A 25,769-nucleotide genomic window follows, 5' to 3' on the forward strand; every position below is an offset into this window, starting at 1 on the left:
TGTTCTCGTCTGCTCTTGATCTCTTCTCCGCGAACGTCACTCCTCGAGCGCCAGCGACGCCAACATCGCCTCGAGTTGCAGCCGCTCGTTCGCCCCCTCCGTAATTCGATAGTCGACTTCGCCCAGACGCTCGAGCAGGCGCACCGTGGCCAGTTCCTCGAGGTCGAACTCCCAGGCCGACCGGTGCAGCTGATCGATCACGTCGCCGCCAGCGAGTCCGCGGTCGGTGAGCAGCGAGTCGAGGGTGGCCCTGGCCGCCGTGAAGTCGCCGGCGATGGCCTTCTCGACCATCTCCTCGACCTCCTCGGGCCGGGCGGTCGCCGTGATCGCGAAGACGCCCTCCTCGTCGACGGCGTCGCCCATGACGGCCGCGGCCTGCAGGCCGTTGATCGCCTTGCGCATGTCGCCCGCGGCGGCGTAGACGAGCGCGTCGACGCCGTCGTCGGTCACCTCGATGCCCTCGGTGTCGGCGATCTCGCGCACCTGTGCCTCGACGGCGTCATCGGAGAGTTCCGTGAAGCGAAACACGGCGCAACGAGACTGGATCGGGTCGATAATCTGGCTCGAGTAGTTACACGAGAGGATGAAGCGCGTGTTGTGGGAGAACTGCTCCATGGTCCGGCGCAGCGCCGACTGGGCGTCGCTCGTCAGCGCGTCGGCTTCGTCCAGGAAGATGATGCGGTAGTTGTAGCCGCCGAAACTCGAGCGTGCGAAGTTCTTGATTCGGTCCCTGACGACGTCGATGCCGCGCTCGTCGGAGGCGTTCAACTCGAGGAAGTTCTCCCGCCAGTCTTCGCCGTAGAGTTCGCGGGCGACAGCCTGGGCTGCGGTGGTCTTGCCGGTGCCGGCCGGCCCCGAGAACATGAGATTGGGGAGATCGTTTTGCTCGACGTAGCTTACCAGTCGGGGCACGATGTTCTCGTGGCCCTTGATCTCGTCTAACGTCTCGGGCCGGTACTTCTCGATCCAGACCTCGGTTCGTCCCGCGACCGACTCCGTCTGGCCGGCCGACTCGGCGTCGGCAGGCGACGGCTCGGCCTCGTCTTCGCTCATGTCCCCGACGAGGGGAGCGCCGGCAATAAAACGACCGAAGCGGTGTTTGCGCTGGCGACGCGATCGCGCCACTCGGAAGGAGAGACGGCGCCCTCAATCGGCTCCGCCAACGGGACCTGCAGTGGTGTTTTATCGTCGAGCATGGCGTACTAGCTACTGGTAATATGTCAACTAAATCCCAATTATCGACTCGTATCGTCGTCGTCGCTATCGCGACGCTGCTCGTCCTCGCGCTCGTACCCGGCGTGGCGCTGGCGCAGTCCGAAAACGGGGTCAGCGGCAACGTCGTCGTCGCCGAGGACGAAACTGTCGACGAGGTCAACGCCGTCTCGGGGAACGTGGTCGTCGAAGGGACCGTCACGGGCGACGTGAACGCGGTCTCCGGAAACGTGATCGTCGCCGAGCGCGGCGAGGTTCGCGGGGACGTCAATGCGGTCGGCGGCACGGTCCAGATAGACGGGCACGTCGGAGGCAGCGTCGCCGGCGCCGCGGGTACCCTCGAGATCGGCGAGAGCGGCATCGTGGATGGCTCCCTCGAGGTCGGCGCTGGGACGGTGACCATCGAGGGGACGATCGCGGGCGACGCGATGATCGGCGCCGAAACGATCACCCTCGGGGAGTCGGCGGCAATCGAGGGGAACCTCCGGTACGACGGTAACCTGCAGGGGAACACCGGCGCCGTCGCGGGCGAGATTACCCAGGACTCGTCGCTCGGCGTCGATCTCGCACCCGTGGTCCTCCCGTTGGCCTCGTGGATCGTGGCCGCCTACGCGCTCGCGGCGAACCTGCTGCTGGGTGTGGTCCTGCTCGCACTCTTCCCCCGGTTTTCGGACGGGGTCGCCGCCCGAGTCGCGGCGGATCCGGTGCGAACGGGGGTGATCGGACTCGCGGTCCTGATCGGCGTGCCGATCCTCCTGGTCGCGGTCGCGCTGACCGTGATCGGCATCCCGCTCTCGCTGGTGGGAGCGCTGGCGTTCGCGTTCCTCGTCTGGGTCGGGGTGGTCTACGGACGGTTCGCCGTCGCCGCGTGGGCGCTCTCGCTCGTGGACGTTCACAACCGCTGGCTCGCACTGGTGGTCGGCCTGGTCGCCGGCGCGCTCGTCGGGATGGTTCCGCTCGTCGGCTGGTTCCTCAACTTCCTGATCATGCTTCTCGGCCTCGGAGCGCTCGTCGGCGGGCTACTCGCGCATCGTCGTCGGGTCAGACAGTCGGCCACCGACACCGGTCGCCCGGAATCCGGTGACGCCGCCGCGTGAACGTGTAGACCGCGAGCGACGCGCTCAAGTGCTCGCGCTGGCAACTTCGAGCCGAACACGAATGCCTGACCGCGTAACTGTCGACGTCAAAGGCGAGGGGACGAGAGAACTCGAGTTCGCAACCCTCGAGTACGACGGTGACGTCCCCACCTACGCCGACGCCCTCGCCGCCGTGGACCTCAGCCCCCACGAGGTGAGCGTCCTCGTCGACGGTCGCCCGGTACCAGAGGATCAACCAATCGATACCGAGACGATGACCGTCCTGCGGTTGATCAAGGGCGGGTAGTTTGGACCACTGGCTCGAGAGCTCGGTCTCTCGAAGTATTGCTATACCTTCTATAGTATTTCTTGCGAGGGTCAGGCGACCGATCGAACCGCCTAGCGACTCACGTCATCGTCGCTCGAATAGCCGCTCGCCAGCGACTCGAGCGCGTCGGGTTCGGGCGTCCGGTGGTCGACGAACAGCGGCGTGATCGACACCTCGCCGTCGGCGACGGCCCGACGGTCGGTGCCGACGGGATCGGTCAGATCGACGTCCACGCTGGGATCCAGCGGGTCGTAGAAGTGATCCCAGGCGCGGTAGGTGCCATCCGGTCGCTCGTCGATCCGCACGTCGAAGTGGTAGGTCGGCTCCGTGATCCTGATCCGCGGGTCGGACTCGCCGGCGGGAACGTTGACGTTGAGGTAGTCGAACGGCCGTCGGTCGCCGAGCTCGAGAGTTTCCCGGACCAGGTATCGGGTGATCCGCTCGGCGTCGGCGTACTCGTCCCGGACGAACTCGCGGCTCCCCGTCACGGAGTCGTACAGCGAGAGGGCGATTCCCGGCAGGCCGAGGAAGCCGGCCTCGATGGCTGCACAGACCGTCCCCGAGCGCTCGATCTTGTGCGCGCCGAGGTTCGGGCTGTCGTTACAGCCGGAGACGACGACGTCGAACTCCCGCTCGAGTTTGCCCCGCCCGAAGTGGACGCAGTCGACCGGAGTGCCGTCGACGGCGTACCCCTCCGCTCGCTCCTCGACGGTGAACGCCCTGGAGTCGCTCCTGGACATGCCGCTCCGGTCGGTGGCGGGTGCGACCATCGTCACGTCCGCGACGGGTTCGAGCGCGTCGTAGAGTGCCCGGATTCCAGTCGCGTCGATCCCGTCGTCGTTCGTCAGCAACACGGCCGGTCGGGCGGACATGCCTCGATCTTCGGCGGCCACGACTATCAGCTTTCGTTACCCGTCGGATACAGCCGGCGATAGTCGGCCTCGAGTCGCTCAGTCCGAGGCTTCCGCCGCCGCAACCGGCTCGAGCGCCAACTCCATCGTTACGCCCTCGACGTCCCACGTCTTCCGGTAGGCGTCGGAGCCGTCCACGTCGACCGCTCGCAGCGCCTCGGCGCGGACCTCCTCGCGGATCAGGTTCTCGCGCTGGCGGACGAGGTCGGACACGCGGTCGTCCTGGATCTCGATCTCGAGCGCGATGCGCTCCTCGACGTCCAGGTCGAGTTCCTTGCGCATCTCCTGGACGCGGCGGATGACCTCGCGGGCGTACCCTTCGCTCTCGATGTCGTCCGTGAGCGAGGCGTCGACGTAGACGACGCCCCTGTCGTCGCCGTCGAGGGCGAACGCGGTGCCGGCGACGTCGTCGGGGGTCTGGGTGACGAACGAGACCATCGCCTCGGTCAGTTTCTCGCCGTCCAGTGCGTCCGAGACGGCCGCCTCGAGCGCCTCGAGGCTCGGCTCTTCGATCCGGGCTTCGTTGAGCGCGTTCATGACCTCGCCGGCGCGGCCGCCGAAGGCGGGGCCGAGTTCGCTCATGTCGGCCTCGGCGCTGTAGGCGAGTTCGCCCCACTGCTGGCCGGGGCCGACGAGTTCGACCGCGCGGGCGTTGAGTCGATCTGTGACGAGGGATTCGTGGCGTTCGACGGCCTCGACGGCCCGTTCGTCGTCCGCCGCGACGACTACGCGCGGGACGGGCCAGCGGAGCTTTCGTCCGGCCTGCTGGCGGGCGTTCGCCCCCGCCTCCTCGATGGCGCGGACGTAGGCCACGTCGGTCTCGAGTTCGGGGTCGGCCCAGTATTCCTCGACTGCGGGCCAGTCCTCCATGTGGACTGTCGGATGGCCTTCGTCGCCCGTGAGGGTGCCGTAGATCTCCTCGGTGACGAACGGCGCGTAGGGCGCGAGCAGCACCACGACCTCGCGGAGGACGCGGTAGATCGTCGCGTACGCGGCCGCCTTCGATGGGCTGTCCGATTCGTCCCACATCCGCTCGCGGACCGCCTGGACGTAGAACCGGGAGACGTCCTCGACGAGGAACTCGAGCAGCGCCTCGAGCGCTCGATCCTGGCGGAACTGCTCGAGGTGTTCGGTCATCTCGTCCTTTGTGGACTGGAGGCGGGCGAGGACCCACTCGTCCACGAGTTCTAGATCGGAGTCGACCGACTCGAGATCGGTATCCGCGGGATCGAACCCGTCCAGTCGCATGTACGGCAGCGGGAACCGGAACACGTTCCAGAGCGTCCGGAGGTGGTTCTCCATCGTCCGCATGCCGTCCCACGAGAAGCGCATGTCCTCGCCCTGCGGGTTCGCCGAGAGCAGGAACATCCGCATCGCGTCGGAGCCGTGGCGCTCGATGGCCTCGTGTGGTTCCACGACGTTTCCGACTGACTTGGACATCTTCCGGCCGTCCTCGTCCAGCGCGTGGCCGTGCATGAGCACTTTGTCGTAGGGAACCTCGCCCATCGCGGCGGTACCCATCCCCAGCTGGGACCAGAACCAGCCCCGCGTCTGGTCGTGAGCCTCGAGAATGAAGTCGGCGGGCCAGAGTTCCTCGAATCGCTCCTGCTCGCCGGGGAAGTTCAGCGTTCCCCACGACGCCACCGAGGAGTCGAGCCAGACGTCGAAGACGTCCGGCACACGGGTGTATGTCGTTCCGTCCTCGGTGATCGTCAGCTCGTCGACGACGTCTTTGTGGATGTCGACGGTTTCGGGGTCGACATCCTGGTCGACGCGCTCGGCGAGTTCCTCGCGAGTCGAGATGACGATCATGTCCTCGTCTGCGTGCCCGCTGGCACGCTTTTGATTGGCGGCGGTAGCCGCCCCATCGTCGTCCCGGCCTTCGGGCGTCCAGATCGGGATCGGGATGCCCCAGTAGCGCTGGCGGGAGACGTTCCAGTCGGGGGCGTCCTCGACGAAGTCCCGGAAGCGGTTGTCGCGGGCCCAGTCGGGGAACCACTCGCTGTCCTCGATGTTGTCCAGGAGTTCGTCCTTGACGTCCGTGATCGTGATGAACCACTGGTCGGTGACGATCTGGATGATGCCGGTGTCACAGCGCCAGCAGTGGCCGTAGCTGTGGGTGACCGTCTCCGACGCGAGGAGGGCGCCGTTTGCCTCGAGGTCGGCGGTGATCTCCTCGTCGGCCTCCTTGACGAACTGGCCCGCGTACTTCCCGCCGTCCTCGGTGTAGACGCCATCGCTCCCGACAGGACAGAAGATCGGAAAGCTGAGTTCCCGCCCGCGGACGAAGTCCTCCTCACCGTGGCCGGGTGCGGAGTGGACGAGGCCCGTACGGTCGGCCTCGACGTAGTCCGCGGCGTACACCTGGTGGACGCCCTCGTGGCTCGCGTGGTCCGGAACTTCCTCTGCAAGGGGGTGTTCGTACTCCCAGCCGAGCATCTGCTCGCCGGTGAGTTCCTCGAGGACCTCGTAGTCCTCGTAGCGCCCCTTCTTCAGAACGCCCTCGAGGCAGGCTTCGGCAACGTAGAGCACCTCTTCTTTCCCGTCCTTTTCGGCGCGAACGCCGACGTACTCGAGGTCCGGATCGACGGCCGTGAAGGCGTTCGCGGGGATGGTCCACGGGGTGGTCGTCCAGATGACGATCGATCCCTCGCGATCGACGAGATCGAATTTCACGTAGATAGAGGGGTCCTCGACGTCCTCGTACTCGACCTCGTTGTTCGCGAGGCCGGTTTCACATCGGGGGCACTGCGAGATGGAGCGCTGGCCCTGCTCGACCAGCCCACGCTCGGCGGCCTTCGAGAAGCCCCACCAGGCGGCCTCCATGTACTCCGGATTTACCGTCTTGTACGGGTCGTCCCAGTCCATCCAGACGCCGAAGGACTTGAAGTCCGATTGCAGGCCCTCGAGTTGCTCGTCGGCATACTCCTTGCACGCCTGGATAAAATTCTCCTCGCCGTAGGCCTCGATGTCCTTCTTGTTCTCGAAGCCGAGTTCCTCCTCGACTTTCGTCTCGATGGGCAGGCCGTGCATGTCGTAGCCCGGCCGGTCGGTGACGTTGTACCCCTGCATCCGCTTGAAGCGGATGTAGAGGTCCTTGAGACTCTTGTTCCAGGTCGTGCCCATGTGGGCCGCCCCGGAGGTGTACGGCGGGCCGTCGACGAAGAAGAACGACTCACCGTCGGCGCGATGCTGCTTCGTTCGTTCGTAGGCGTCGACCTCGTCCCAGTGGTCGAACACGCGCTCCTCGAGCGCGTGGGGATCGTACTGGTCGTCCACCTCCTCGAACCGGCTCATACCCGTGGTGAATCACTCCGGGAGTAAAGAGGAATCGGTTGGGCAGACGGATCTGCCGGATCGGAAGCGTGAGGGACGCTCGGGCGAGGAGCGGACAGTACACCTTTGCTGTCGGAGAGCGTACACGTAACCGATGCACGCACGCCAACGCACGTTCGTTCGCGACGCCGTCGTCGCGACGGTCGTCTTCGGCGGTCTGTACGTCCTCGCCCTCTCGACGTCGTTTCAGTCCCTGCAGATCCCGGGCTACCTCGTCTTGGCGGGGTTCGGCGTCCTCGAGGAGATAATCGCCGTCGAGTTCGCGGGCGCCACTTCCTCGATCCTGTTTGTCGCCTACGTTCTCGTGCTCGGACTCACGGGGGCGGCGGTCGCGTCTCTCGTTCGTGGTCGCGCTTGGGTTCCCGATTCCGGCCTCGCGTGGGTGCGCCCCGGCGTCGCCGGCGCTCTCGCCGTCGTGGTCGCGCTCTCTACGCTCCTCGCCGTCTCGTTTTTCCTGACGACGTCGTAACGAGAACCCGTCGTCATCACCGGCGTCGCTGGCCTGATTCTACTGGGGATGGCGGGGCTGATCGCCGGCGTCTTCGAAATTTCTCTAGCCTCGAGTCGAACGGCGGATCGCTGACCACGGACGGTCAGGGACCCGCTCGACTCGTCGCTGGCCCGATATCGGCTAGGCGTGCCGGTTTTTCGCCGTCGTCTCGAGCGTCGCGGCCGCGAGTCCCGTCGCTCACTGGCCGATGACGACCGGCCCCTTCGGGTGGTCGCGGCTCACCTGCATGGGACAGGTGTCGGGCGACTGTGACTCCTCCGAGGAGAGCATATACTGCACCCACTCGCGGTCGCCGTCGACGCCCCAGTCTCCGAGGTCGGCGTGGGGACAGACGCCGTCGTAGTCCTCGAGACGACCCTGGATGACCTCGCGAGCGCGCTGACCGGCAGCCGTGTCGGCGGTGATCCCATCGAACAGCGCCCGGGGCTGGAAGGTAATTTCGAGACCAATCGGACAGTAGCGACTCTGCCGGACGTCGTAGAACGGCGCGCGACAGGTCGGGAACATGGGCTCGCCGCCGAAGCAGAACTCCCAGGTGCTGGTGTCGGGGTCGGTCGGGATGTCCGCGGGCCAGGGCTCGGGGTCGTGGGCGTGGAGTACCTGCAAGATGTGCCAGAGGGCCTCGTGGTACTCCCGCTCTCGCAACTCGCGCTCGGGCGGCCTGAAGAACGTCACCAGCGAGGCCAGTTCGCTGTGGTCTTCGTACACCTCGAGGTACTCGAGGATGGCTTCGCCCAGCGCGAAGAGGGCGTCCCTGTCGGTCATCGACTCGACGGCGGTGTACAGCGGCCACCCCTCCTGGACGGACTCGACGCCGAAGTAACAGGGGAAGGGGCTGTCGTCGTGGCTCCCGAGGACCCCGTCGGTGAAGCTCTCGTAGTGCGCCGCGACCCAGTCGGGGACCGCACCCGATTCGACGCGCGCCTCGAGAGTCGCCTGGTCCAGGAGAGCGCCCGCGCCAGTCTCGTTCATATCGGATTCTGGGGCCCGGTGGTGCTATTCGTTTCGGATCCGGTCACGACGATGGAACCGACCACACTAGCTGATCCGCGCTCTCAGTGGTCGCCGACCGACGGATTGAGGTCCCTGGCCCCTCGAGAGGGCGACGATGGCCGTCGACAGCCTGGTGACCGACCAACTCGAGTCACTCCGTCGGGTGAGAGCCGCATGAACACCGATCGGCTGGGACCGATCTACCTCTTCGGCATCGTGCTCAACGCGGGGGCGCTCGTCTACGCGATCACGACCGGCGAGTACCTCTTCGCGAGCGCGTTCGTCTTCGTGATCGTCTACCTGCTGTTCCGGTATCGAATGCTTTGACCGTTCGAGGGCCGTACCTCGAAAACCGAATCTCGAGAACTGAATCGACGAAGGAGCCGGTAGCGAGGCTCTCGACTCGTCGCCCTCGTGGTCGTCGCGCCGGACGCGAGCCGCCTCAGAACAATCCGGTCAGCACGTCCCGGAAGAGGATCAGGACGATGCCGGCGGCGACGACGGCGACGATCCACAGGAGCATGACGAACATGATCTCGCGGGTGAACGTTCGATCCTCGCCGGCCATTGACGATCCATCGGATTTCATTGGTTGATATTCAGACGGCGGGCACATAAAGGACTCGCACGCGCTCCTGTCGTCTCCGCCATACCTCGCCCACCGTTCTGCCGTACCGCCGTCTCCGCCGTTTCACCGTTGTGCCGTCGTCCCACTATACCGTCGTCCCGACGTAACTGCACTCCGTTTGACGACCGGGTGCTCGACTCGAGCGAGCAGTCGACGGGTTCGGACACCGAAGGGATGGACCGCTATCGTTTTGCACCCCGTCTTCGTGGTCGGTAGCGATGACAGCACACACGCGAGTGGCCGACCGCCAGCCGCTCCCGCGATACCTGGCGCCGGTGCCGACGGCGCTCGAGGACCTGGGGCTCCGATTCGCGTGGCTCGTGGTCGCGATCAACCTCGCGGGAACGGTCTTCGGGTTCTGGTACTACCAGGCCCAGCTCCTGTCGACATCGCCCGTGATGTGGCCGTTCGTGCCCGACAGTCCGCTGGCGACGCTGGCTATCGCGCTGGCCATCGCCGCCTGGAAACTCGGTCACGAACTGCCCTGGCTCACCGCCATCGCCTTCTTCGGAAATATCATCCTCGGACTCTGGACACCCTACACGCTGCTCGCCTTCTGGGACGCCTACAGCTACCTCGACCCGCTGATGTTTCACTTCCTCTTCTGGAGCCACCTCGCGATGGTCGTCCAGGCGTTCGTCCTCCACCGGATCTCTGACTTTCCCGTCTGGGCCATCGCCGTCGCGCTCGCGTACTACGGCGTCAACCTCGTCCTGGATTACTTCGTGCCCGTCGTCGGCGACCTCCACCACACGGCGATCCCGCTTGAGCGAACCGAATCGATGTACCTCGGGGCCGACGCGCTGGGCGTCATCGGCGCCGGCGAGGTGACCTGTACGCTGCTGGCGTTGTTTCTGTCGCTGGCGACCCGGGCGAAACTGTGCGAAACGGCTCGGCGGGTCGCGGCCGAGTGAAAGGAATACCGGCGGCCAATTCCGATACTGTATACACACGTACCGAAAATCACACTCTTCGTGCCCTTCGCTCGTCCGAAGCGCAGGACGGTGATGCCGACGGAGACGGCTCTGATGGCGGTGACGACGGCGACCAAAACGACGGTGGCTCCGACGACGGCTCGAACGAAACGGACGACGGCAGCGGCGACGGCGAGTCGAGTGACGGTGGTGACGGCGACGGATCGACGGATACGAGCGGCGGTGATGGCAATGAGAGTGATGACGGTGACGGTTCTACCGAGGGTGGAGCCGATGCAGACGGCGACGGCCAGCCCGGTTTCACTCCCATCGCGAGCCTCGCCGCCGGTGCACTGGGTCTCGAGTGGCTTCGTCGACGGGCGCTCGGTGACGGTGACGGTGACGAAATAGAGCAGCAGTAACGGTTATCTCCGGAGGAGGATCGGAGACGAAGTCTCCCGGTTCGCGGGATAATCGCAACACTCGAGCGCACCCGTGGCCGATACCACGTCGGCCGCGATTTCGGTCGGTATCGAACAGCCGGCAGTGCCGCCGAAGCCGGTAGTTCGTCGCCTCAGAAGCCCCCGCCCTCGAGGTCGATCACCGCCCTCGAGTCGGTCACCCGTCGCAGGTCGCCCTCGAGGTACGCCGCCATCCGCTCGAGGAAGCCGTCAGTGAGATCCGCACCGTCCGCGTTGACGAGCGCGATTCGGTCGTGGCTCGTCGGGTCGTGGTCGCCCTGCATGACGAGGGTAAACAGTTCGCGCGGCGTAACGGGATCGCCGGCCTCGAGGCGCGAGACGACGCCCGAAAGCGAGGATTCGACGGCCGTCTCGACCTCGAAGGTGACGTCGACCGAGACGGTCTCGTCGTCCGCGGACGCCGCGAGGTACTCCTCGGAGCCCCTGACTGCGGGCTCGAGGATCTCCTCGAAGTTGGTCCCCGATTCCTCGAGTCCCAGGTAGGCGAAGGCGACCATCGCCCGGACGGCCCCGAGGAGCGCCTCGCCCTCGTCGGTCCCCGATCGTTCGAACACCTGTCGACGATCCTTCTCCGAGAGCGTATGCAAGAGGAGGTCGAAGTCGAGCACGCCGGCGCGGATCCGGCGTCTGATTCGGGCCTCCGCGTTCCGTCTTGACTGGTCGTGGCTCATCTCCCGTTCGCCGAGCAGGTAAGCGCGATCCGCGGGGCTGAGGACGCCGCGCTCGCGGTCGATTTCCGTGTTCATAATCGGGTTCGGATTATACGACACCGGTTTCGATCCGAACACCTATCACTTACCCGATTCGAAACGTCGGCAATGGATTCTCACGCCGAGGAGGGAGGCGACGGGCCGTGAGCGGCAGCATTGCGGCTCGCTACGCGGACTGGATCGTTTCGAACGCGCGACTCGTCGTCGTGCTCGTCCTCCTGTGTACCGCGGTCGTCGCCGTCGGCGCGGCGATCGGCGAGAACGAGGAGGGCGAGATCGGCCAGTTCGAGACCGACTCCGAGGAGACCGCGGCCCTCGAGTACGTCGACGAACGCTACGAGACCGACGACCGGATCGTCACCCAGGTGGTCGTCCGCGACGAGGGCAGCGACGTCCTCACCCGCGATTCCCTGCTCGAGAGCTTACGCCTCCAGCAGGAGTTCCGCGAGGACGCCGAGCGAAATGCCACGCTGGCCGAGGAGGGGTTCGTCGGCCTCGAGAACGTCGTCGCGACGGGTGCGGTCTTCGAAGATCGGGCCGCAGCGAGCGAGGGACAGGGCCCGCCAGACACCAGCCAGCCCACGCTCGAGGAGCAGATTACGGCGCTCGAGGATCGATCGGACGAGGAGGTCGAGTCCCTGCTCGCGGACGTACTCGATCCGGACGCCGAGACGCGCGGGGGCGATCCCTACGAGTTCCTCCCCTCGAGCTACGAACCGGGGTCGACGAGCGCCGAGTCGCGAATCACGTTCGTGTTCCAGGAGGGGAGTGACAGAATCTCGGACGCGAGCAACGATGGTAGCGAGGCCGACGAAACGGCTGCTGACGAAACAACTCCTGACGGAGCCACCACCGACGAGACCGCCGAACAGGCCGCCCACGACGCCCAGGTCGAACTCGAGACCCTGTTCGACCAGCGCTTCGACGATGGCTTCGTCTTCGGTCAGGGCATCTCCGACGAGGCCTCCTCGAGCGCCGTCGGCGACAGCTTCGCCATCATCACGCCCGTCGCGCTGGTGCTCGTCCTGTTCGTCCTGGGCGTCACCTACCGCGACGTGGTCGACGTCCTCCTTGGGCTGACCGGCATCGCCGTCGTGATGGCCTGGCTCGGCGGCCTCCTCGGCTGGCTCGAGATTCCGACCAGCCAGCTGTTGATCGCTGTCCCCTTCCTCCTGATCGGGCTCTCGATCGACTACTCGTTGCACGTCGTAATGCGCTACCGGGAGGCCAGGAACGGGACGCTCGAGGCGGCCGGCAGCGGTGGCGGCAATGCGGGGGTCACTGCCGACGGAGGAAGCGAGCCCGGCATCCGCCGCGGCATGATCCTCGCCGTGAGCGGCGTCGTCCTCGCGCTCGCGGCGGCCACGTTCTCGACCGGCGTCGGCTTCCTCTCGAACGTCGTCAGTCCGCTCCCGGCGATCCAGAACTTCGCGATCCTCAGTGCCGGCGGCATCTTCGCCACATTCGTCGCCTTCGGCCTCTTCGTCCCCGCGCTGAAGGTCGAAGTCGACGGCCTGCTCGAGAACCGCTTTGGACGAAACCGTGCGAAGCCGGCCTTCGGTTCCACACCGGGCCCGGTCAACCGCGCGCTCTCGAGCGGCGTCACGCTGGCGAAACGCGCCCCGCTCGCCGTGGTCCTCGTCGCCTTCCTCGTCGCTGGGGGCGGCGTCTACGGCGCGACCGGCATCGACACCGAGTTCAATCGGGCCGACTTCCTCCCGCAGGACGCCCCCGAGTGGACGAAGTCCCTTCCCGGGCCGCTAGCGGCCGGGACGTACACCATCGCGGAGGACGTCGAGTACCTCGGTGAGAATTTCCAGCAGCGAGGCGACGGCGGGCGGGCACAGGTGCTGATACGCGGAGATGGAAGTGAAACCGACGACGGCACCGCCATCACCGACCCCTCCCTCCTCGAGGCGATCCAGGACGCTCGAACTGGCGTCGATCCCAACGGCACCGTCGTCGTTCGCTCCGACGGCACCGCCGCCCTCGAGGGGCCGCTGTCGACCATTCGGGCGGTTGCGGACGACAACGACACCCTCGCAACCGCCCTCGAGGAGCGCGACACGGACGGCGACGGCGTTCCGGACGAGGACCTGGCTGGCCTGTACGACCTACTATTCGAAGCCGACGCCGAAGCCGCCGGGACGGTGCTCGAGCGAACCGACGACGGCGCCTACGAGTCCGCCCGTCTCGTCGTCTCCGTGCGCGGCGACGAATCCGCCCAGGTCGTCGCCGACGACACGCGCGCATTAGCAACCGCGGTCGAGGACGGAACGGCCGACCGCGGCGGATCGGTCACGGCTGTCGCCACCGGCGGCCCCGTCACGACCGCGGTGATCCAGGACGCCCTGCTCGAGACGCTCGTCCAGGCGTTCGCGGTGACTCTCGTCGTGATCTTCGTCTTCCTCACCGTTCTCTACTGGGTCCGCTATCGCACGCTCTCACTCGGTCTGGTGACGCTCGCGCCCGTCGTCGCCGCGCTGGCGTGGCTGCTCGGCGCGATGGCGCTCCTCGACATCCCGTTCAACAGCGAGACGGCCGTCATCACGAGCCTCGCGATCGGTCTCGGGGTCGACTACAGTATCCACCTCGGGGAGCGCTTCCTCGCCGAGCGGCGCGAGCGCCCGACCCTCGAGGCCGCCCTCTCGGCGACGGTGACCGGGACAGGCGGTGCCTTGCTCGGAAGTGCCGCGACGACCGCCGCCGGATTCGGGGTACTCGCGCTCGCGCTCGCGCCGCCGCTCCAGCGGTTCGGACTGGTGACCGGGCTGGCGATCGTGTTCGCGTTCGTCGCCTGTCTGACGGTTCTCCCGTCCTTGTTCGTCGTTCGGGAACGGGTGCTCGAGCGGCTGGGTAGGTCGAACGTATAAATCGAGACGTCGAAGCCGCCAGTTGGCTGTGCGTAACGAAGGCCATCGATCCCGTCTCGACCGACACGATGGCTGACGACTCGTCGGAGCGCGACGGTGGCCCCTCGACGTTCGGTCTCGTCGTTCCGATCGTACTCGCCGCCGTCACCTTCGTTGGACTCGCCCTCTTGCTTGGCCCGGCCCTCGAGCCGGACGTGATTGACTCGAGTGACGGGCCTACCGATCCCCCAGCACCGACGCCGTCGCCGCCGGTGTGGACTGACTCGCCGCTGGTCGACGACGGAACCGATTCGACGTCGCCTACGGAATCCACCGACGAGGCCAACGACGAAGGATCGGGGACGGAGGCGGGATCCGGAACGCCAGTGACGCGCGAGGACGGCGCCGACGATCGGTCGACAGACTCGAGATCTCAGTCCTCCGAGACGGCGACCGAGGGTCCCTCCGCTCGATCGGACGACGAACGCGGCGTGCCCTCGACTCGAGTGGAAGCCGAGCCGGGGTTCGACCGTCCTGGTCCGCCAGCACACGCAAACGCGCCGGCACACGCCGGTTCCGGATCACCTGCGCACGCGGGCTCAGGTTCCGGCCCGCGTTCCGCCGACGACGGCGACGAGACGAACGGCGACCGGGATCGCGGTGAAGCGAACGACGAAGGGACTCGCGAGGACGGCGAGAACGACCATTCGGATCGCGGAAACGGACGCTAACAATCGGTCGCGCTCACGTTCCCGTCGTTGCACCTAGGTTCGAATCGGAATCCGAGTGCGCGCGGACCCACAGTTCGCCGATCCGCGACAGCCGCGTCCGATAGGACTTTCCGTGTTCCTCGCGCTCGATGTAGCCCTTGCCGCCCGGGCCCAGTCGATCGACGTTGTAGATCACCTTCGAGCGGAAGCTGTCGGTGTACTCCTCGTTGAGTTCGCGCGAGAGGGCCTCTGCGAGCTCCGAGACGGACTCAAACTCGCCGTCCTCGCCGAGTTTGTAGAGGATGAGTTCCTCGAACGGCTTGACGTTCGAGAAGGAGGCCACGGGCAACTCCACGATGTGCTCGCCGTCGATCTCCTTCGCGCCGATGGTCGTTCCGCGCTCGTCGAACTCCGCGAGGAGTTGTTGGGCGCTCTCGAGGCGGGTCGCCACGCGGTCGTCCTCGACGACGTCCGTGGATCCGCCCCTGTCGGACTCGCGTACCTTCGCAAGCAGATCCTCGAGCAACGCCGACTGCTCGCGTAACTCCTCGGCCAGTTCCGTCTCGAGGTACTTCTCCGGGGCCGTGTAGTAGGTGTGGATGTGTTCGCGGTCGTCCTGGCGCTCGACCATCAGGGAGTGAGCAGCGGTCGCGAACGCGAAGCTCACCGTCCGGGGCATGGCGGCGATGTTGACCCAGACCTCGTTGCCCTCGTCGAGTTCGTCGTTGATCAGGTCGTAGGCCTGCTCGAACGCCTCGTCGTAGTCGTAAACGTCCTCCAGGACGAACCGCTCGGTAGTCGCCCCCAGCAGGTTCTGGAAGTCGGTCTCGAGTTTCTGTGAGAGGTGCCGGGAGTACTCGACGTTGGCCTCGCTCCCGACGGCTCCCTCCAGGAGGATGACGCGGTCGACGCCGTACTGATCGCGCACCAGCGGGGCGATCAGCCGGTCGTAGTCGAACCCGACCGGGACGATGTGCGTTTGCATACGCGGTAGAGGTGGCTGGACGGTATAAAAACCACCAGACTCTCGACCGCTGTGGCGCTTACGACGTCACCGTCATCGTCAGTCGCTGTCGTTCTGGCTGCCGTCAGCGTCTCTGTAACCGAACCGACCGTGCGTTCCATCCGAACGACTGGGACGCCTCAGAACTCGCCGATCAGACGAGCCTGGGCGAGAGACAGATTTTCCTCTTCCTCGGTGAGTTCCCGACCATGTTGCTGTTCGACCCATGCCACCAGTTCGGCTTCGTCCGCGGTGTTCTCGTCCGGTTCGTCGCTGGCGTTCTCGTTCGCCGCCGTGGCGCTCTCTTCGTCCATGCCTTAGTGTTTGTCTCCGTGGCCAAGTACATTCCCCGAAGATAGTGTCTTCGACCCGTGGTACCAGACCTCTCGATCGGCGAGAAGTTATTTATCGACTGACTGTCTCTCCAAGCGACGTGAATCGACGCCACTTCCTCGCGGCAACCGGAATCGGGGGCACTTTTCCGATTTCGCTGACGGACCGTCTCGAGAGCGGGCCGGACTCGACGACGTTCGATCCGCACCCGCCCGAGCCGGCCGATCCGCCTGCGCTCCCGCCAGGTCCGGAAGAACCACCCGAACGACCTTCCGAGATGACGGGCGAGCGCGTCTCGGCCTACGTCACCGGGTACGAACACGCGCTCGCGTACAACACACTCGACTGCCGTGACCTGCAGGAGATCGACGTCGCGTCCGACGCCATCCTGGAGGCCAAAACTGATCACGGCGTCTACGCGTTCGCCGTGGCGACCGGCTACTCGCGGTGTGGGGCGGGTTCGGAACCCGAACACCGCGATTACGGACCACCACCTATCGAGTGGGCCGTCGGCGAGGCGTACGCCGTTCGGATCGGCGACGAAGCCACCGAGCACCGGGATGCCGACCGAACGTTCGGGGCCGACTACGCGGACGGACGCGCCTCGGGATTCGCCGTCACTAACTTCGACCACCTCGCCCACGATGTCACCGTCACCGTGACCCACGAGGGCGACACGGCGTACGAGGAAACTGTCGATCTCGAGCCTCGATCGGCCGTCCACGTTCGAAACGTGAGCGCCGTTCGCGGGGACCACGGGATTTCGATCGAGACGGACGAGGGGGCGAGGGCGTCCGAAACGTGGACTGTCGATCCGAACCGGAGCGCGAACTGGCTGGTTCGTATCCTGGCCACCGGCGAGGTGTCGATCGAACGGCGCGGTCCGTACGGCGAGTTCTGAGCACGATCGGAACCGATTCGGCACGAACGTCGAAGGCTGCTGGGCGTGAGGGTTTGACTCGAGTTCGGGACACGATTGCCTCGGCGTCGCTCCCAGTCTGTTACTCGTGGATAGCGTCCCTCGTAGATAGTGCTCTATCGACAACGCTCGTTTTCGACGCAAACACTCACTCTCGATCACTTCAAAATATGTAGTTTTGCGCCCGAGTCAGTCCGGCAGGTACCTGACGCTCAACACGCCGTCCTCGCCGTCCACCGCTCGACGAACCTCGACGCGCACGGCTTCGAGGCGGGCCGCCCGCGCGATGGTCTCCTCGTCCTGGAGGACGTCGCGGGCCGCCTCCTCGACGTGCGCAGCGGGAACGCGAAAGACGTGAACCTCGCCCGTTCCAGCCCGCTCGTGCTGGTGAAGGTCGCCGACGTCGGCATTGGCGACGAGGTCCTTCGAGTGAGTGGTCGGCTCGAGGTCGCTATCGACCAGTTCGACGCGGCGCCGATCCTCGACGTCGACCAGCGTCCAGGAGACCTCGAGGGGCGGTTCGGGGGCGATCGTCGCCTCGAGCACATCGTGTATCTCGAGGCCATCGTTCGCGGCGAGCGTGTGTACCTGGGCGGAGTCGATGTCCCGGAGGACGACCGACTCGTCCTCGGCGTGGGTGACGACGAAGGTGCCCGTCTTCTCGGTCATGCTCGTGAGAAGGAGCGCGACGGCTTTCGGGGTTTCGACTCGCCACAGGCTTGCGTTCCCGAATCGACTCGAGTGCGCCCGCTCTCCGCTCGGCTACCGGGAGACCCGGTGGACGACGTAGATCCCGGCCCCGGCGAGTGCAGGGATGGCGAGGCCGACGGCGGCCGGGAGGCCGTACAGAAATCCTACTACTGCGCCGCCTTCGGTCTGAAACTCCGCCGGGACTGTTGGAATCAGGCCGACGTACAGTGCGGCGAGAAAGAGGTAGCCACTGGCGGCGAGTCGCCGGTCGTACCGAACGTCGTCGCCGACCCGTCGCCGGTGGCGTCGGGCGACGAGCAAGACGGGCGCGAGGATCGGCGCGACGACGACCATACCGACGACGATGACGAACGATCGGGAGAACGACAGCGTCGCCGTCGTGCCGACCGTTTCCCCGATCACGCGAACCAGGGAGAGGGCGAACGCGAACACGAGGATCGTCGCGACGGCCCCGCCGACGAGGACGTAGCTCCTGAACAGCCGGGAGTTGCTCTGACGAATCGCGTACGGGAACGCCCCGAGGACTCCGCCGTACGTCTTCGAGTCGGTCGTCTCGTCGCCGGGTGTGGCTCCGGAGTCGACCGACTCGTCAGACGCGCTCATTGCCCGCGATTGGCAGTCGGAGCGAATAAGGGATGCGATGCTCGAGCGTCCAGTCTTCGCTCGGAGCGAACGCCGCTTCGAGGCGTGACGGAACGCCTTTACCGGTCGCTATCGCCTCTCCGATATGGACGTCGACATCGGCAACGCGCTCGCGTCGGTCGCTTCTCCGGGCATCTCGCGGGAGGGTCTCGAGCGTCTGGACGAACGGGTCGCGACGGCGCACGAGCGAATCGAGGCGGGACGGGCGAACGACGAACACGGCTACGCCGCCCTGAACCTTCCCGAGCGGACGGATCCCGACGCGATCCGAACCGCCGTCGAGCCGGTGGCCGACGCGGACGCGCTCGTCACGATCGGCATTGGCGGGAGCGCGCTCGGCGCGGCGACGATTACGGACGCGCTCGCCGACGCGGGCGATGGCACCGAGGCGATCTATCTCGACAACGTCGACCCCGCCTGGATCACCCGACGCCTCGGGGCCCTTCCCCTCGAGTCGACCGCGATCAACGTCGTCTCGCGTTCGGGGACGACCGCCGAGACGCTCGCGAACTTCCTGGTCGTCCGCGAGGCCTTCGAGGACGCCGGCGTCGACTGGACCGACCGCACGGTCGTCACGACCGGCGAGTCCGGCCCGCTTCGCTCGCTCGCCGATCGCCACGATCTCGCCGCCGTCTCCGTGCCCGACGGCGTCCCCGGCCGATTTTCGGCGCTCTCGGCGGTCGGCCTGGTCGCCGCAGCCGTCTGCGGACACGATCTGGAGGCCATCCTGGAGGGGGCTGCGGCCGAAGCCGACTCGCTGACTGGCTCGCTGTTCGAGTGTCCGGCCTATGCCTACGGCGCGACGGCCTACGCGCTCGACGCGCGTGGCGCCTCGATGAACGCGATGGTCCCCTACGCGGAGTCGCTCGAGACCTACGCCGAGTGGTTCGCCCAGCTGTGGGCCGAGAGCCTCGGCAAGGACGACCTGGGCCAGACCCCCGTCCGCGCGCTGGGGGTGACTGACCAGCACTCACAGCTCCAACTCTATCGGGCCGGCCCCCGCGACAAGCTGGTGACGTTCGTCACACCGCGGGAAACCACCGATCGCGAGATTCCCGGGACCGACGTCGACGAACTTGCCTACCTCGGCGACGCCACCCTCGGCGAGTTGCTCGAGGCGGAGTTCGAGGCCACCGAGGCGAGTCTGGCGGCGGCCGGCCGCCCCAACGTCAGGGTCGAACTCGAGTCGGTCGATGCCTTCGAACTGGGTAGCCTCCTCTACGGCATGGAAGCCGCCTGCGTCCTCGCGGGCGAACTCTACGAGGTGAGCACGTTCACCCAACCAGCCGTCGAGTGGGCGAAGAAGGCCACTCGTGGACTGCTCGGGGGCGGTGACTTCGAGGAAGCCGAGGCGGTTGCCGAGAAGACGACGCTACGCGTCGAGCGGTGAACCGGTGATTGCGGTCCCTCGAGAGGTGGTAGCGGTCCCTCGAGAGGTGGTAGCGGTCCCTCGAGAGGTGGTAGCGGTCCCTCGAGAGGTGGTAGCGGTCCCTCGAATCACTCGAAGCGCGCAACCGAGAGCCGATTGCAGAGCGCCTATAACCGTTCGACCGAAGGAACGCGTATGAACGAGACCGCACAGGACGACCGCGCCCGATCGACCGACGATGCGGGAGCGGTCGCCGGTATCGGGCTCGTCGTCGCCGCGCTCGCGACGACCAGCCTCGCCGTCCCCGTTCGGGATGGCGTCGATCGCCTGGCGGTGGTGCTCGGCCTCCTGTTCGCCTTCGGAACGATCCTCGTCTTCGCCGGCCGCCGTTACGGCCTCCTCGAGCGCCGCTACAGTCTCGGGGGCGTCTTCTGTAGCCTGTTGGTCGTCTTGCTCGCCGGCTACGCCCTCACACAGGGTGCGTCCGGGACGACGGCTGTCCCCGGCCTCGAGGGGACGGTTCCGGCCACCTTCGTCGCCTTCCTCGCAGCCGTCGTGAGCGTCGGAATCGCCCTGGCGGAGTACGGTTCGGTTTCCGTCCTCGGCCTGGTTCAGCGGATGGGGTTGACCGCTCGCCTCACGCTTCTCGCGTTCGTCTCCCTGGTCGTGACTGGCCTCGTGTACGCCGTGTTCGCGACCCTCACGACAGTGGCGGTCGGGGAATTGACCGGCGTCCAGGAGACGGCCGTCGAGCGACTTGCCTTCGCCGTCGGGACGGCGGCGACTGCGGTCGCGTACCTCTTTCTCACCGACCGGGGGCTCTCGTACGTCGACCTCGAGCGTCCGAGCCTGCGGACGGTCGGCTGGATCGCTGCCGGTATCGGCCTCATCTTCCTCGCCAACGTCGTCATCTCGGAACTGTTCCTCTCGGGTGGCGTCGAGAGTTCCGAACACAGCATCGAACAGCAGGTCCGGGCCAATCCCACGCTGGTTTACGTGATGATCCCCGCCTCGATTCTCGTCACCGGCCCGTTCGAGGAACTGCTCTACCGAAACGTGATTCAGAAGTCGATGTCCGACCTTTTCTCCCCGCTCGGCGCGTTGCTGGTCTCGAGCGTCGTCTTCGCCGCGTTTCACACGAGCGCGTACTCGACGGCCGGGTCGGGGGCACTCATCGCTAGCCTCGCCGTCGTCTTCGGCCTCTCGCTCGTGCTCGGGACGGTCTACCTCCTGACGGAGAATATCGTCGTCCCGGCGCTCGTCCACGGCGTCTACAACGCGGTCGTCTTCGCGTCGTTCGTCCTGTGAGCGTGTAATCGCACGTCTCGCCAGCCAGTAAGACTTTTTCACCGTACTCGACTCGAGCGACCCGCCTCAGTAGGCAGTCGCCCAGTACCAGTACACGGTGACGGCGATCAGAACGACCAGTCCGCCGAGGAAGAAGAGTGCTCCTGGGGGAATCGTCGCGAAGATGGCGTCGGCAGCCTCCGCAGCGCCGTCCGTGACGCCGTCGACGCTGCCGTTACCGTCGCCCGACGGGGCGACCGACTCGTTTCCCCCGTCGGTGGCGACATCGCCGTCGGTGCTGTTGTCGCTGTAGTTGGCGCCGTCCGCGTCGGCGGCGTCGTCCTCCGTGGCCGAGTCGTTACCGTCGCTGTCACTCGAGGTGTCGTCGCTCGAGACGTCGTCCTCGGCTTCCGGGGCCTCGTCGGATTCGTCCACGTCGGTGGTACTCATGTCGCCATCGTCGCCACCGTCACCACCGTCCCCGCTATCGGTTCCATCGGCCCCATCGCCGTCGGCCGTATCTTCCTCTGCCGTCTCGCTATCTTCGGTTTCGGGGGCGTCTGTACTGTCTGTGCTATCGTCGGTAGCCGCTCCGTTTCCGTTGCCAGACTCGTCGCTGGCCCCGTTTCCGTTGCCGGCCTCGTCGCCGGCCCCATCTCCGTTCTCATTTCCATTCCCGTTCCCAGCAGCCCCACCATCAGTCGTTCCGCCCGTTCCTGCCGTCCCTTCCGTTCCCGCCTGTGGACCCACGTATCTCGAGAGCCCGTACTGGACGAGCAAACTCCCACCGGCGAGGGCCGCGACGCCCCCGATGAATCGCGAGAGGGCCGTCTTCAACCGCTCGGCCGTCGACCGGTCGCTCGTCACGATCAGCGGCCCGTCAGCCGTCGCGTAGACGCTCATCTCGTTGCCCCGCGAGGAGTACCATGTGTCGACGACCTCGACCAATCCCGCATCCTCGAGTTTCTCGAGGTGGTAGCGGACGTTCTGGATCGAGGAATCGATCGCATCGGCGACGTCGCTCGGCGTCCCGGGTTCGTCGTTTAAGTGACTGTAGATCCGCCGAGCCGTGGTCGACGACAGCGCACCGAACACCGCGTCGGCGTCCTCGTCCTCGAGGTCGACGACTCGAGGCTGGCCCTCCTGGGCGGGCGTCTCGGAACGAAGGGGAAACAGCCGGGCCATCGGTCTCTATTCTGGTATTCTCGCCGACATACATACCCCTTTCCCTACGTAAAAGATTCGTTTTACCTTCCGGAGACCCGCTCGAAACCCCCTGAAACGCCATTGATGAACGATCGTCTTCAAAGGACGCCGTCGAATAGAAACAATTACCCAGGACGAGTGACGACGGGGCGTATGAATCGACTCGAACGAATCGGCTGGATCCTCGCGGCGGTGCTCGTCTGTCTCCTCGGCATCCCGTGGTTCCTCTGGGGGAACGCGGCGACCGCGTTCGGCCTGCCGCTGTGGCTCTGGTGGCACGTCGGCTGGTTGGCGCTGTGTTCTGTGCTCTTCTGGACGTTTGCCCAGCGCGCCTGGGGCGTCGGCATCGAACCGAACCGACCGCAGCCACGGTCACGGTCACCACGGTCGGACGGCCGAGCAGACGGTAGGGGTGATCGCCGGTGACCCTCGCGCTCCAGCTCGGGATCATCGTCGGCTACCTCCTGCTCGCGCTCGCCGTCGGTCTCGTCGCCTACCGGCTCACCGAGCGGACGGCCGAGGACTTCTACCTCGCCAGTCGAACGCTCGGAACCATCGTCCTACTGTTTACCACCTTTGCAACCCTGCTCTCGGCGTTCACCTTCTTCGCCGGACCGAACCTGGCCTTCCTCCACGGTCCCGAGTGGATCCTCGTCATGGGCGTCATGGACGGCCTCATCTTCGCCGTTCTCTGGTACGTCATCGGCTACAAACAGTGGCTACTGGGCCAGCAACGCGGCTACGTCACCCTCGGGGAGATGCTCGGCGACCGTTTCGGCTCGAGGCGCCTCCGGGGCCTCGTCGCCGGGGTGAGCCTCATGTGGCTCTTCCCGTACGTGATGCTCCAGCAGGTCGGCGCGGGGACCGCCCTCGAGGCGCTGACCGACGGCGCGATTCCCTACGCCGGCGGGGCGGGCCTCATCACTCTCTTCATGATCCTCTACGTCGTCCTCGCCGGCTTCCGGGGCATCGCCTGGACGGACACGCTCCAGGGTGCGTTCATGCTCGTCACCACGTGGGTCGCCTTGCTCTGGGTGCTCGCCGCCGTCGGTGGGCCGACTGCGGCGACGACCGAACTCGAGGCGACCGCGAGCGAACACCTCGCGCTGGGCGGGGCCTACTACTCCCCGCAGTTCGTGCTCTCGACGGCGATCACGATCGGGTTCGGCGTCGCCATGTTCCCGCAGGTCAACCAGCGCTTCTTCGCCGCCGGGTCGAAGGCGGTGCTCAAGCGCTCGTTTGCCCTCTGGCCCGTCCTCTGTCTGCTCCTCTTCGTTCCCGCGTTCCTGCTCGGCGCCTGGGCACGCGGGCTCGAGACCGGCATTTCGGTCGCCGAAATCGAAGCCGGCGGCAACGTCCTCCCGCTAATTCTCGCCGAGTTCACCCCGACGTGGTTCGCTGCGCTCGTCATCGCGGGCGCAATGGCGGCGATGATGTCCTCCTCGGATTCCATGTTACTGTCGGGGTCGTCGTACTTCACCCGGGACCTCTATCGTCCGTTCGTCGACGCAACGCTCTCGGAACGTCGCGAGGACACGATCGCGCGCCTCGGTGTCGTCGTCTTCGCCGTCTCCACCTTCCTCGCGAGCCTCTACAACGCGGCCACGCTGTTCGACCTCGGCAACGCCGCCTTCAGCGGGTTCGCCCAGCTCGCCCTGCCGGTGATGGTCGCGCTCTACTGGCGCGGGACGACTCGAGCCGGCATTACCGCAGGAATTCTGGGGAGTCAGGCCTTCTACCTCGCGAGCGTCTTCCTCCCGTTCGTCCCCGGTAGCTACGGCGGCTGGTCGGCCGGCCTCGTCGGAATGGGCCTCGGTCTCGCACTTACCGTGGGTGTCTCGTGGCTCACCGCTCCCGCGGCTACCGAGCAACGAGCGATCTACTTCGAGGCGCTCGAGGCCGACTGAGCCGGGAGACCGCCACGGCAAAAAGGGCGGCCGTCGAAGCGGTGGTATGACCGCCGCGTTGCCACCGTCGCTTCACGAGACGTGGGTGCCCGTCGGCTCGAGAACCGAGGACGTTTCGATCTCGCTACTGTCGATCACAGCCGAGACGACGGTCTACGAGCACGCCGAGACGCCGAAAATCGGCCACTGTGATATTCAGCCTCGGTCGCTGCTCGGAATCGACGTCGACCTCTCGCCGTCGCTGTCGGCGCTCGGGAAATCCGTCGAGGACGTGATGTCGCTGGCCGCGGACCCGGCCAAAGAACGGTTCGTCTCCCTGCTCGACGAAGAGGGGATCACCGTCCAGGACGAACGGTCCGTCACCGAGTTCGACCGCGGCGACGGTATCGCCGGTCGGTGGTACGTCTTCGAGACGACTCATCTTGTCGGCGACGCCCGGATCGACACCGAAACGCACCTCGCGGCCTGGCCCGCAGGGGACCGGTTCGTGATGGCGGGCGGGACGATCCCGCTCGAGGCGCCGCCCGAGGACGCCCTCCAGGTTGGGGTCGAGGCCGAGGCAGAAGTCGGGGCCGAGATTCATCCGACAACCGACCGCGAGACGATCGCCGCGTTCGTCCGCGCTCGCGTTCGAGAGACGGTCGACTCGGTCGAGGGGTTGGAGGAGGTAGACGCGGCGGCGGAGCTGGACGAATCGGCGATCGACTGACGAGCCGCGAAGCCCAACAGACACGCGTAAGTGCAGGGGTTCCGAACGCTCGTTTATGCCCGAACCAACCGATCTCGAGGAGCTCCGACGCGGCACCGATCTCGTCAAGCGCGGCTTCGCCCGCATGCAGAAAGGCGGCGTCATCATGGACGTCGTGAATCCCGAACAGGCCCGGATTGCGGAGGACGCTGGCGCCGTCGCCGTGATGGCGCTCGAGGCTGTCCCCGCCGACATCAGAAAGCGCGGCGGCGTCGCTCGAATGGCCGACCCCGCTGACGTCGAGGAGATCGTCGACTCCGTCTCGATCCCCGTCATGGGCAAGGCCCGTATCGGCCACCGCACCGAAGCACAGATCCTCGAGGCCGTCGGCGTCGACATGATCGACGAGAGCGAGGTGCTCACGCCCGCGGACAACGACTACCACATCGACAAGCGCGCGTTCACCGCGCCGTTCGTTTGCGGCGCGCGCAACCTCGGGGAGGCCCTGCGCCGGATCGACGAGGGCGCGGCCATGATCCGCACCAAGGGCGAAGCGGGCACTGGCGACGTCAACCAGGCGGTCTACCACCAGCGCACGATCAAGGGCGAGATTCGTAAACTCGAGGGGATGAGCCACGAGGAACGCGAGGCCTACGCCCGCGAGATCGAGGCGAACGCGGGCCTGGTCCACGAGGCCGCCGAGATGGGCCGCCTTCCCGTGGTGAACTTCGCCGCGGGCGGTATCGCCACCCCGGCAGACGCCGCGCTCATGATGACGCACGACTGCGACGGGATCTTCGTCGGCAGCGGCATCTTCGGGGCGGAGAACCCGCCGGAGATGGCCGAGGCCATCGTCGAAGCGGTCAACCACTGGGACGACCCCGAATCGCTCGCCGAAATTTCGAAGAACCTGGGCAAAAGCATGAAGGGCGACGCGAACGTCGACCTGCCCGAAGAGGAGCGGATGCAGGGCCGAGGCGTCTGAACGAGGACTCGAACCCGTCTTCGTCACCGAATCGGCGGCCCGAACGCGATTCCTGC

At 66.3% G+C, this 25,769-nt stretch carries 26 protein-coding genes; 15 read left to right on the forward strand and 11 right to left on the reverse strand.

Annotation, left to right across the window (positions count from 1 at the left end):
* Positions 1–36: 36 nt before the first annotated feature.
* Positions 37–1,053: a replication factor C small subunit gene (locus NGM15_RS14070; protein WP_253432186.1), complete on the reverse strand. Its 1,017-nt coding sequence runs from the start codon at positions 1,051–1,053 to the stop codon at positions 37–39.
* A gap of 164 nt (positions 1,054–1,217) precedes the next feature.
* On the opposite strand from NGM15_RS14070, the gene NGM15_RS14075 reads away from it, so the two are divergent.
* Positions 1,218–2,309 (forward strand): bactofilin family protein, encoded by a 1,092-nt coding sequence (locus NGM15_RS14075; RefSeq protein ID WP_253432189.1) that lies wholly within the window; start codon positions 1,218–1,220, stop codon positions 2,307–2,309.
* A gap of 61 nt (positions 2,310–2,370) precedes the next feature.
* Positions 2,371–2,595 carry a ubiquitin-like small modifier protein SAMP2 gene (samp2, locus tag NGM15_RS14080; protein WP_253432191.1) on the forward strand — a complete coding sequence of 75 codons (225 nt, stop codon included), beginning with the start codon at positions 2,371–2,373 and terminating at the stop codon, positions 2,593–2,595.
* Between the two features lie 92 nt (positions 2,596–2,687).
* Here the strand turns inward: samp2 and surE are convergent, their stop codons facing one another.
* Together surE and ileS are read right to left on the reverse strand one after the other, a co-directional pair.
* A complete protein-coding gene (surE, locus tag NGM15_RS14085; RefSeq protein WP_253432193.1) occupies positions 2,688–3,488 on the reverse strand; it encodes a 5'/3'-nucleotidase SurE in 801 nt (266 codons plus the stop codon).
* A 78-nt stretch (positions 3,489–3,566) separates the two neighbouring features.
* A complete protein-coding gene (gene ileS, locus NGM15_RS14090) occupies positions 3,567–6,824 on the reverse strand; it encodes an isoleucine--tRNA ligase (protein WP_253432195.1) in 3,258 nt (1,085 codons plus the stop codon).
* A gap of 133 nt (positions 6,825–6,957) precedes the next feature.
* Here ileS and NGM15_RS14095 point away from each other — a divergent pair, with 133 nt between their 5' ends.
* Positions 6,958–7,332, forward strand: coding sequence for a hypothetical protein (locus NGM15_RS14095; protein ID WP_253432196.1), 375 nt, complete (start codon positions 6,958–6,960; stop codon positions 7,330–7,332).
* Positions 7,333–7,551: 219 nt separating this feature from the next.
* Here NGM15_RS14095 and NGM15_RS14100 read toward each other — a convergent pair whose 3' ends face one another.
* Positions 7,552–8,346 carry a YqcI/YcgG family protein gene (locus NGM15_RS14100; protein WP_253432198.1) on the reverse strand — a complete coding sequence of 265 codons (795 nt, stop codon included), beginning with the start codon at positions 8,344–8,346 and terminating at the stop codon, positions 7,552–7,554.
* Positions 8,347–8,541: 195 nt separating this feature from the next.
* Here NGM15_RS14100 and NGM15_RS14105 point away from each other — a divergent pair, with 195 nt between their 5' ends.
* Positions 8,542–8,694, forward strand: a complete 153-nt coding sequence (locus NGM15_RS14105; RefSeq protein ID WP_253432200.1) for a hypothetical protein — start codon at positions 8,542–8,544, stop codon at positions 8,692–8,694.
* 115 nt (positions 8,695–8,809) lie between these two features.
* Here NGM15_RS14105 and NGM15_RS14110 read toward each other — a convergent pair whose 3' ends face one another.
* A complete protein-coding gene (locus NGM15_RS14110; RefSeq protein ID WP_253432202.1) occupies positions 8,810–8,956 on the reverse strand; it encodes a hypothetical protein in 147 nt (48 codons plus the stop codon).
* Positions 8,957–9,213: 257 nt separating this feature from the next.
* Between NGM15_RS14110 and NGM15_RS14115 the strand changes: the two genes are divergently transcribed.
* Positions 9,214–9,909 carry a DUF1405 domain-containing protein gene (locus tag NGM15_RS14115; RefSeq protein ID WP_253432204.1) on the forward strand — a complete coding sequence of 232 codons (696 nt, stop codon included), beginning with the start codon at positions 9,214–9,216 and terminating at the stop codon, positions 9,907–9,909.
* On the forward strand, positions 9,906–10,331 hold the full coding sequence (locus NGM15_RS14120; RefSeq protein WP_253432205.1) for a hypothetical protein: 426 nt from the start codon (positions 9,906–9,908) through the stop codon (positions 10,329–10,331). Before NGM15_RS14115 ends, NGM15_RS14120 begins: the two co-directional genes overlap by 4 nt.
* A gap of 152 nt (positions 10,332–10,483) precedes the next feature.
* On the opposite strand, the gene NGM15_RS14125 is transcribed toward NGM15_RS14120, so the two are convergent.
* On the reverse strand, positions 10,484–11,137 hold the full coding sequence (locus NGM15_RS14125; RefSeq protein WP_253432206.1) for a DUF8102 family protein: 654 nt from the start codon (positions 11,135–11,137) through the stop codon (positions 10,484–10,486).
* A gap of 107 nt (positions 11,138–11,244) precedes the next feature.
* Here NGM15_RS14125 and NGM15_RS14130 point away from each other — a divergent pair, with 107 nt between their 5' ends.
* Complete coding sequence (locus NGM15_RS14130) at positions 11,245–13,974, forward strand: efflux RND transporter permease subunit (RefSeq protein ID WP_253432207.1); 2,730 nt, start codon at positions 11,245–11,247, stop codon at positions 13,972–13,974.
* 68 nt (positions 13,975–14,042) lie between these two features.
* Positions 14,043–14,684: a hypothetical protein gene (locus tag NGM15_RS14135; RefSeq protein WP_253432208.1), complete on the forward strand. Its 642-nt coding sequence runs from the start codon at positions 14,043–14,045 to the stop codon at positions 14,682–14,684.
* Positions 14,685–14,697: 13 nt separating this feature from the next.
* Here NGM15_RS14135 and NGM15_RS14140 read toward each other — a convergent pair whose 3' ends face one another.
* Complete coding sequence (locus NGM15_RS14140) at positions 14,698–15,648, reverse strand: HFX_2341 family transcriptional regulator (protein ID WP_253432209.1); 951 nt, start codon at positions 15,646–15,648, stop codon at positions 14,698–14,700.
* A gap of 158 nt (positions 15,649–15,806) precedes the next feature.
* Positions 15,807–15,980 (reverse strand): hypothetical protein, encoded by a 174-nt coding sequence (locus NGM15_RS14145; RefSeq protein WP_253432210.1) that lies wholly within the window; start codon positions 15,978–15,980, stop codon positions 15,807–15,809.
* A gap of 119 nt (positions 15,981–16,099) precedes the next feature.
* Between NGM15_RS14145 and NGM15_RS14150 the strand changes: the two genes are divergently transcribed.
* Complete coding sequence (locus tag NGM15_RS14150) at positions 16,100–16,900, forward strand: Ig-like domain-containing protein (RefSeq protein WP_253432211.1); 801 nt, start codon at positions 16,100–16,102, stop codon at positions 16,898–16,900.
* A gap of 207 nt (positions 16,901–17,107) precedes the next feature.
* Here the strand turns inward: NGM15_RS14150 and NGM15_RS14155 are convergent, their stop codons facing one another.
* Positions 17,108–17,587 (reverse strand): DUF5812 family protein, encoded by a 480-nt coding sequence (locus tag NGM15_RS14155; protein ID WP_253432213.1) that lies wholly within the window; start codon positions 17,585–17,587, stop codon positions 17,108–17,110.
* A gap of 93 nt (positions 17,588–17,680) precedes the next feature.
* Positions 17,681–18,232, reverse strand: coding sequence for a DUF8056 family protein (locus tag NGM15_RS14160; protein WP_253432215.1), 552 nt, complete (start codon positions 18,230–18,232; stop codon positions 17,681–17,683).
* Positions 18,233–18,356: 124 nt separating this feature from the next.
* On the opposite strand from NGM15_RS14160, the gene NGM15_RS14165 reads away from it, so the two are divergent.
* Positions 18,357–19,661, forward strand: coding sequence for a glucose-6-phosphate isomerase (locus NGM15_RS14165; protein WP_253432217.1), 1,305 nt, complete (start codon positions 18,357–18,359; stop codon positions 19,659–19,661).
* A 174-nt stretch (positions 19,662–19,835) separates the two neighbouring features.
* Positions 19,836–20,948, forward strand: coding sequence for a CPBP family intramembrane glutamic endopeptidase (locus tag NGM15_RS14170; RefSeq protein ID WP_253432219.1), 1,113 nt, complete (start codon positions 19,836–19,838; stop codon positions 20,946–20,948).
* A 66-nt stretch (positions 20,949–21,014) separates the two neighbouring features.
* On the opposite strand, the gene NGM15_RS14175 is transcribed toward NGM15_RS14170, so the two are convergent.
* On the reverse strand, positions 21,015–22,112 hold the full coding sequence (locus NGM15_RS14175) for an ArsR/SmtB family transcription factor (protein ID WP_253432221.1): 1,098 nt from the start codon (positions 22,110–22,112) through the stop codon (positions 21,015–21,017).
* A gap of 174 nt (positions 22,113–22,286) precedes the next feature.
* Here NGM15_RS14175 and NGM15_RS14180 point away from each other — a divergent pair, with 174 nt between their 5' ends.
* From NGM15_RS14180 to pdxS, 4 genes are read left to right on the forward strand one after another with little or no spacing between them, the layout of a single operon-like run.
* On the forward strand, positions 22,287–22,559 hold the full coding sequence (locus NGM15_RS14180) for a DUF3311 domain-containing protein (protein ID WP_253432223.1): 273 nt from the start codon (positions 22,287–22,289) through the stop codon (positions 22,557–22,559).
* On the forward strand, positions 22,556–24,040 hold the full coding sequence (locus NGM15_RS14185) for a sodium:solute symporter family protein (RefSeq protein ID WP_253432225.1): 1,485 nt from the start codon (positions 22,556–22,558) through the stop codon (positions 24,038–24,040). Before NGM15_RS14180 ends, NGM15_RS14185 begins: the two co-directional genes overlap by 4 nt.
* Before the next feature lie 46 nt (positions 24,041–24,086).
* Positions 24,087–24,749, forward strand: a complete 663-nt coding sequence (locus NGM15_RS14190; protein WP_253432227.1) for a DUF6517 family protein — start codon at positions 24,087–24,089, stop codon at positions 24,747–24,749.
* 55 nt (positions 24,750–24,804) lie between these two features.
* Entirely contained in the window at positions 24,805–25,713 is a 909-nt protein-coding gene (gene pdxS, locus NGM15_RS14195) for a pyridoxal 5'-phosphate synthase lyase subunit PdxS (RefSeq protein WP_253432229.1), read from the forward strand.
* Positions 25,714–25,769: the final 56 nt, after the last annotated feature.

Source organism: Natronosalvus halobius, assembly GCF_024138145.1.
GTDB lineage: Archaea > Halobacteriota > Halobacteria > Halobacteriales > Natrialbaceae > Natronosalvus > Natronosalvus halobius.

Coding starts and splice junctions, on each gene's coding strand:
- NGM15_RS14070 (WP_253432186.1), bottom strand. CDS start 1,053: ATGAGCGAAGACGAGGCCGAGCCGTCGCCTGCCGACGCCGAGTCGGCC.
- NGM15_RS14075 (WP_253432189.1), top strand. CDS start 1,218: ATGTCAACTAAATCCCAATTATCGACTCGTATCGTCGTCGTCGCTATC.
- samp2 (WP_253432191.1), top strand. CDS start 2,371: ATGCCTGACCGCGTAACTGTCGACGTCAAAGGCGAGGGGACGAGAGAA.
- surE (WP_253432193.1), bottom strand. CDS start 3,488: ATGTCCGCCCGACCGGCCGTGTTGCTGACGAACGACGACGGGATCGAC.
- ileS (WP_253432195.1), bottom strand. CDS start 6,824: ATGAGCCGGTTCGAGGAGGTGGACGACCAGTACGATCCCCACGCGCTC.
- NGM15_RS14095 (WP_253432196.1), top strand. CDS start 6,958: ATGCACGCACGCCAACGCACGTTCGTTCGCGACGCCGTCGTCGCGACG.
- NGM15_RS14100 (WP_253432198.1), bottom strand. CDS start 8,346: ATGAACGAGACTGGCGCGGGCGCTCTCCTGGACCAGGCGACTCTCGAG.
- NGM15_RS14105 (WP_253432200.1), top strand. CDS start 8,542: ATGAACACCGATCGGCTGGGACCGATCTACCTCTTCGGCATCGTGCTC.
- NGM15_RS14110 (WP_253432202.1), bottom strand. CDS start 8,956: ATGAAATCCGATGGATCGTCAATGGCCGGCGAGGATCGAACGTTCACC.
- NGM15_RS14115 (WP_253432204.1), top strand. CDS start 9,214: ATGACAGCACACACGCGAGTGGCCGACCGCCAGCCGCTCCCGCGATAC.
- NGM15_RS14125 (WP_253432206.1), bottom strand. CDS start 11,137: ATGAACACGGAAATCGACCGCGAGCGCGGCGTCCTCAGCCCCGCGGAT.
- NGM15_RS14135 (WP_253432208.1), top strand. CDS start 14,043: ATGGCTGACGACTCGTCGGAGCGCGACGGTGGCCCCTCGACGTTCGGT.
- NGM15_RS14140 (WP_253432209.1), bottom strand. CDS start 15,648: ATGCAAACGCACATCGTCCCGGTCGGGTTCGACTACGACCGGCTGATC.
- NGM15_RS14145 (WP_253432210.1), bottom strand. CDS start 15,980: ATGGACGAAGAGAGCGCCACGGCGGCGAACGAGAACGCCAGCGACGAA.
- NGM15_RS14155 (WP_253432213.1), bottom strand. CDS start 17,587: ATGACCGAGAAGACGGGCACCTTCGTCGTCACCCACGCCGAGGACGAG.
- NGM15_RS14160 (WP_253432215.1), bottom strand. CDS start 18,232: ATGAGCGCGTCTGACGAGTCGGTCGACTCCGGAGCCACACCCGGCGAC.
- NGM15_RS14165 (WP_253432217.1), top strand. CDS start 18,357: ATGGACGTCGACATCGGCAACGCGCTCGCGTCGGTCGCTTCTCCGGGC.
- NGM15_RS14170 (WP_253432219.1), top strand. CDS start 19,836: ATGAACGAGACCGCACAGGACGACCGCGCCCGATCGACCGACGATGCG.
- NGM15_RS14175 (WP_253432221.1), bottom strand. CDS start 22,112: ATGGCCCGGCTGTTTCCCCTTCGTTCCGAGACGCCCGCCCAGGAGGGC.
- NGM15_RS14180 (WP_253432223.1), top strand. CDS start 22,287: ATGAATCGACTCGAACGAATCGGCTGGATCCTCGCGGCGGTGCTCGTC.
- NGM15_RS14190 (WP_253432227.1), top strand. CDS start 24,087: ATGACCGCCGCGTTGCCACCGTCGCTTCACGAGACGTGGGTGCCCGTC.
- pdxS (WP_253432229.1), top strand. CDS start 24,805: ATGCCCGAACCAACCGATCTCGAGGAGCTCCGACGCGGCACCGATCTC.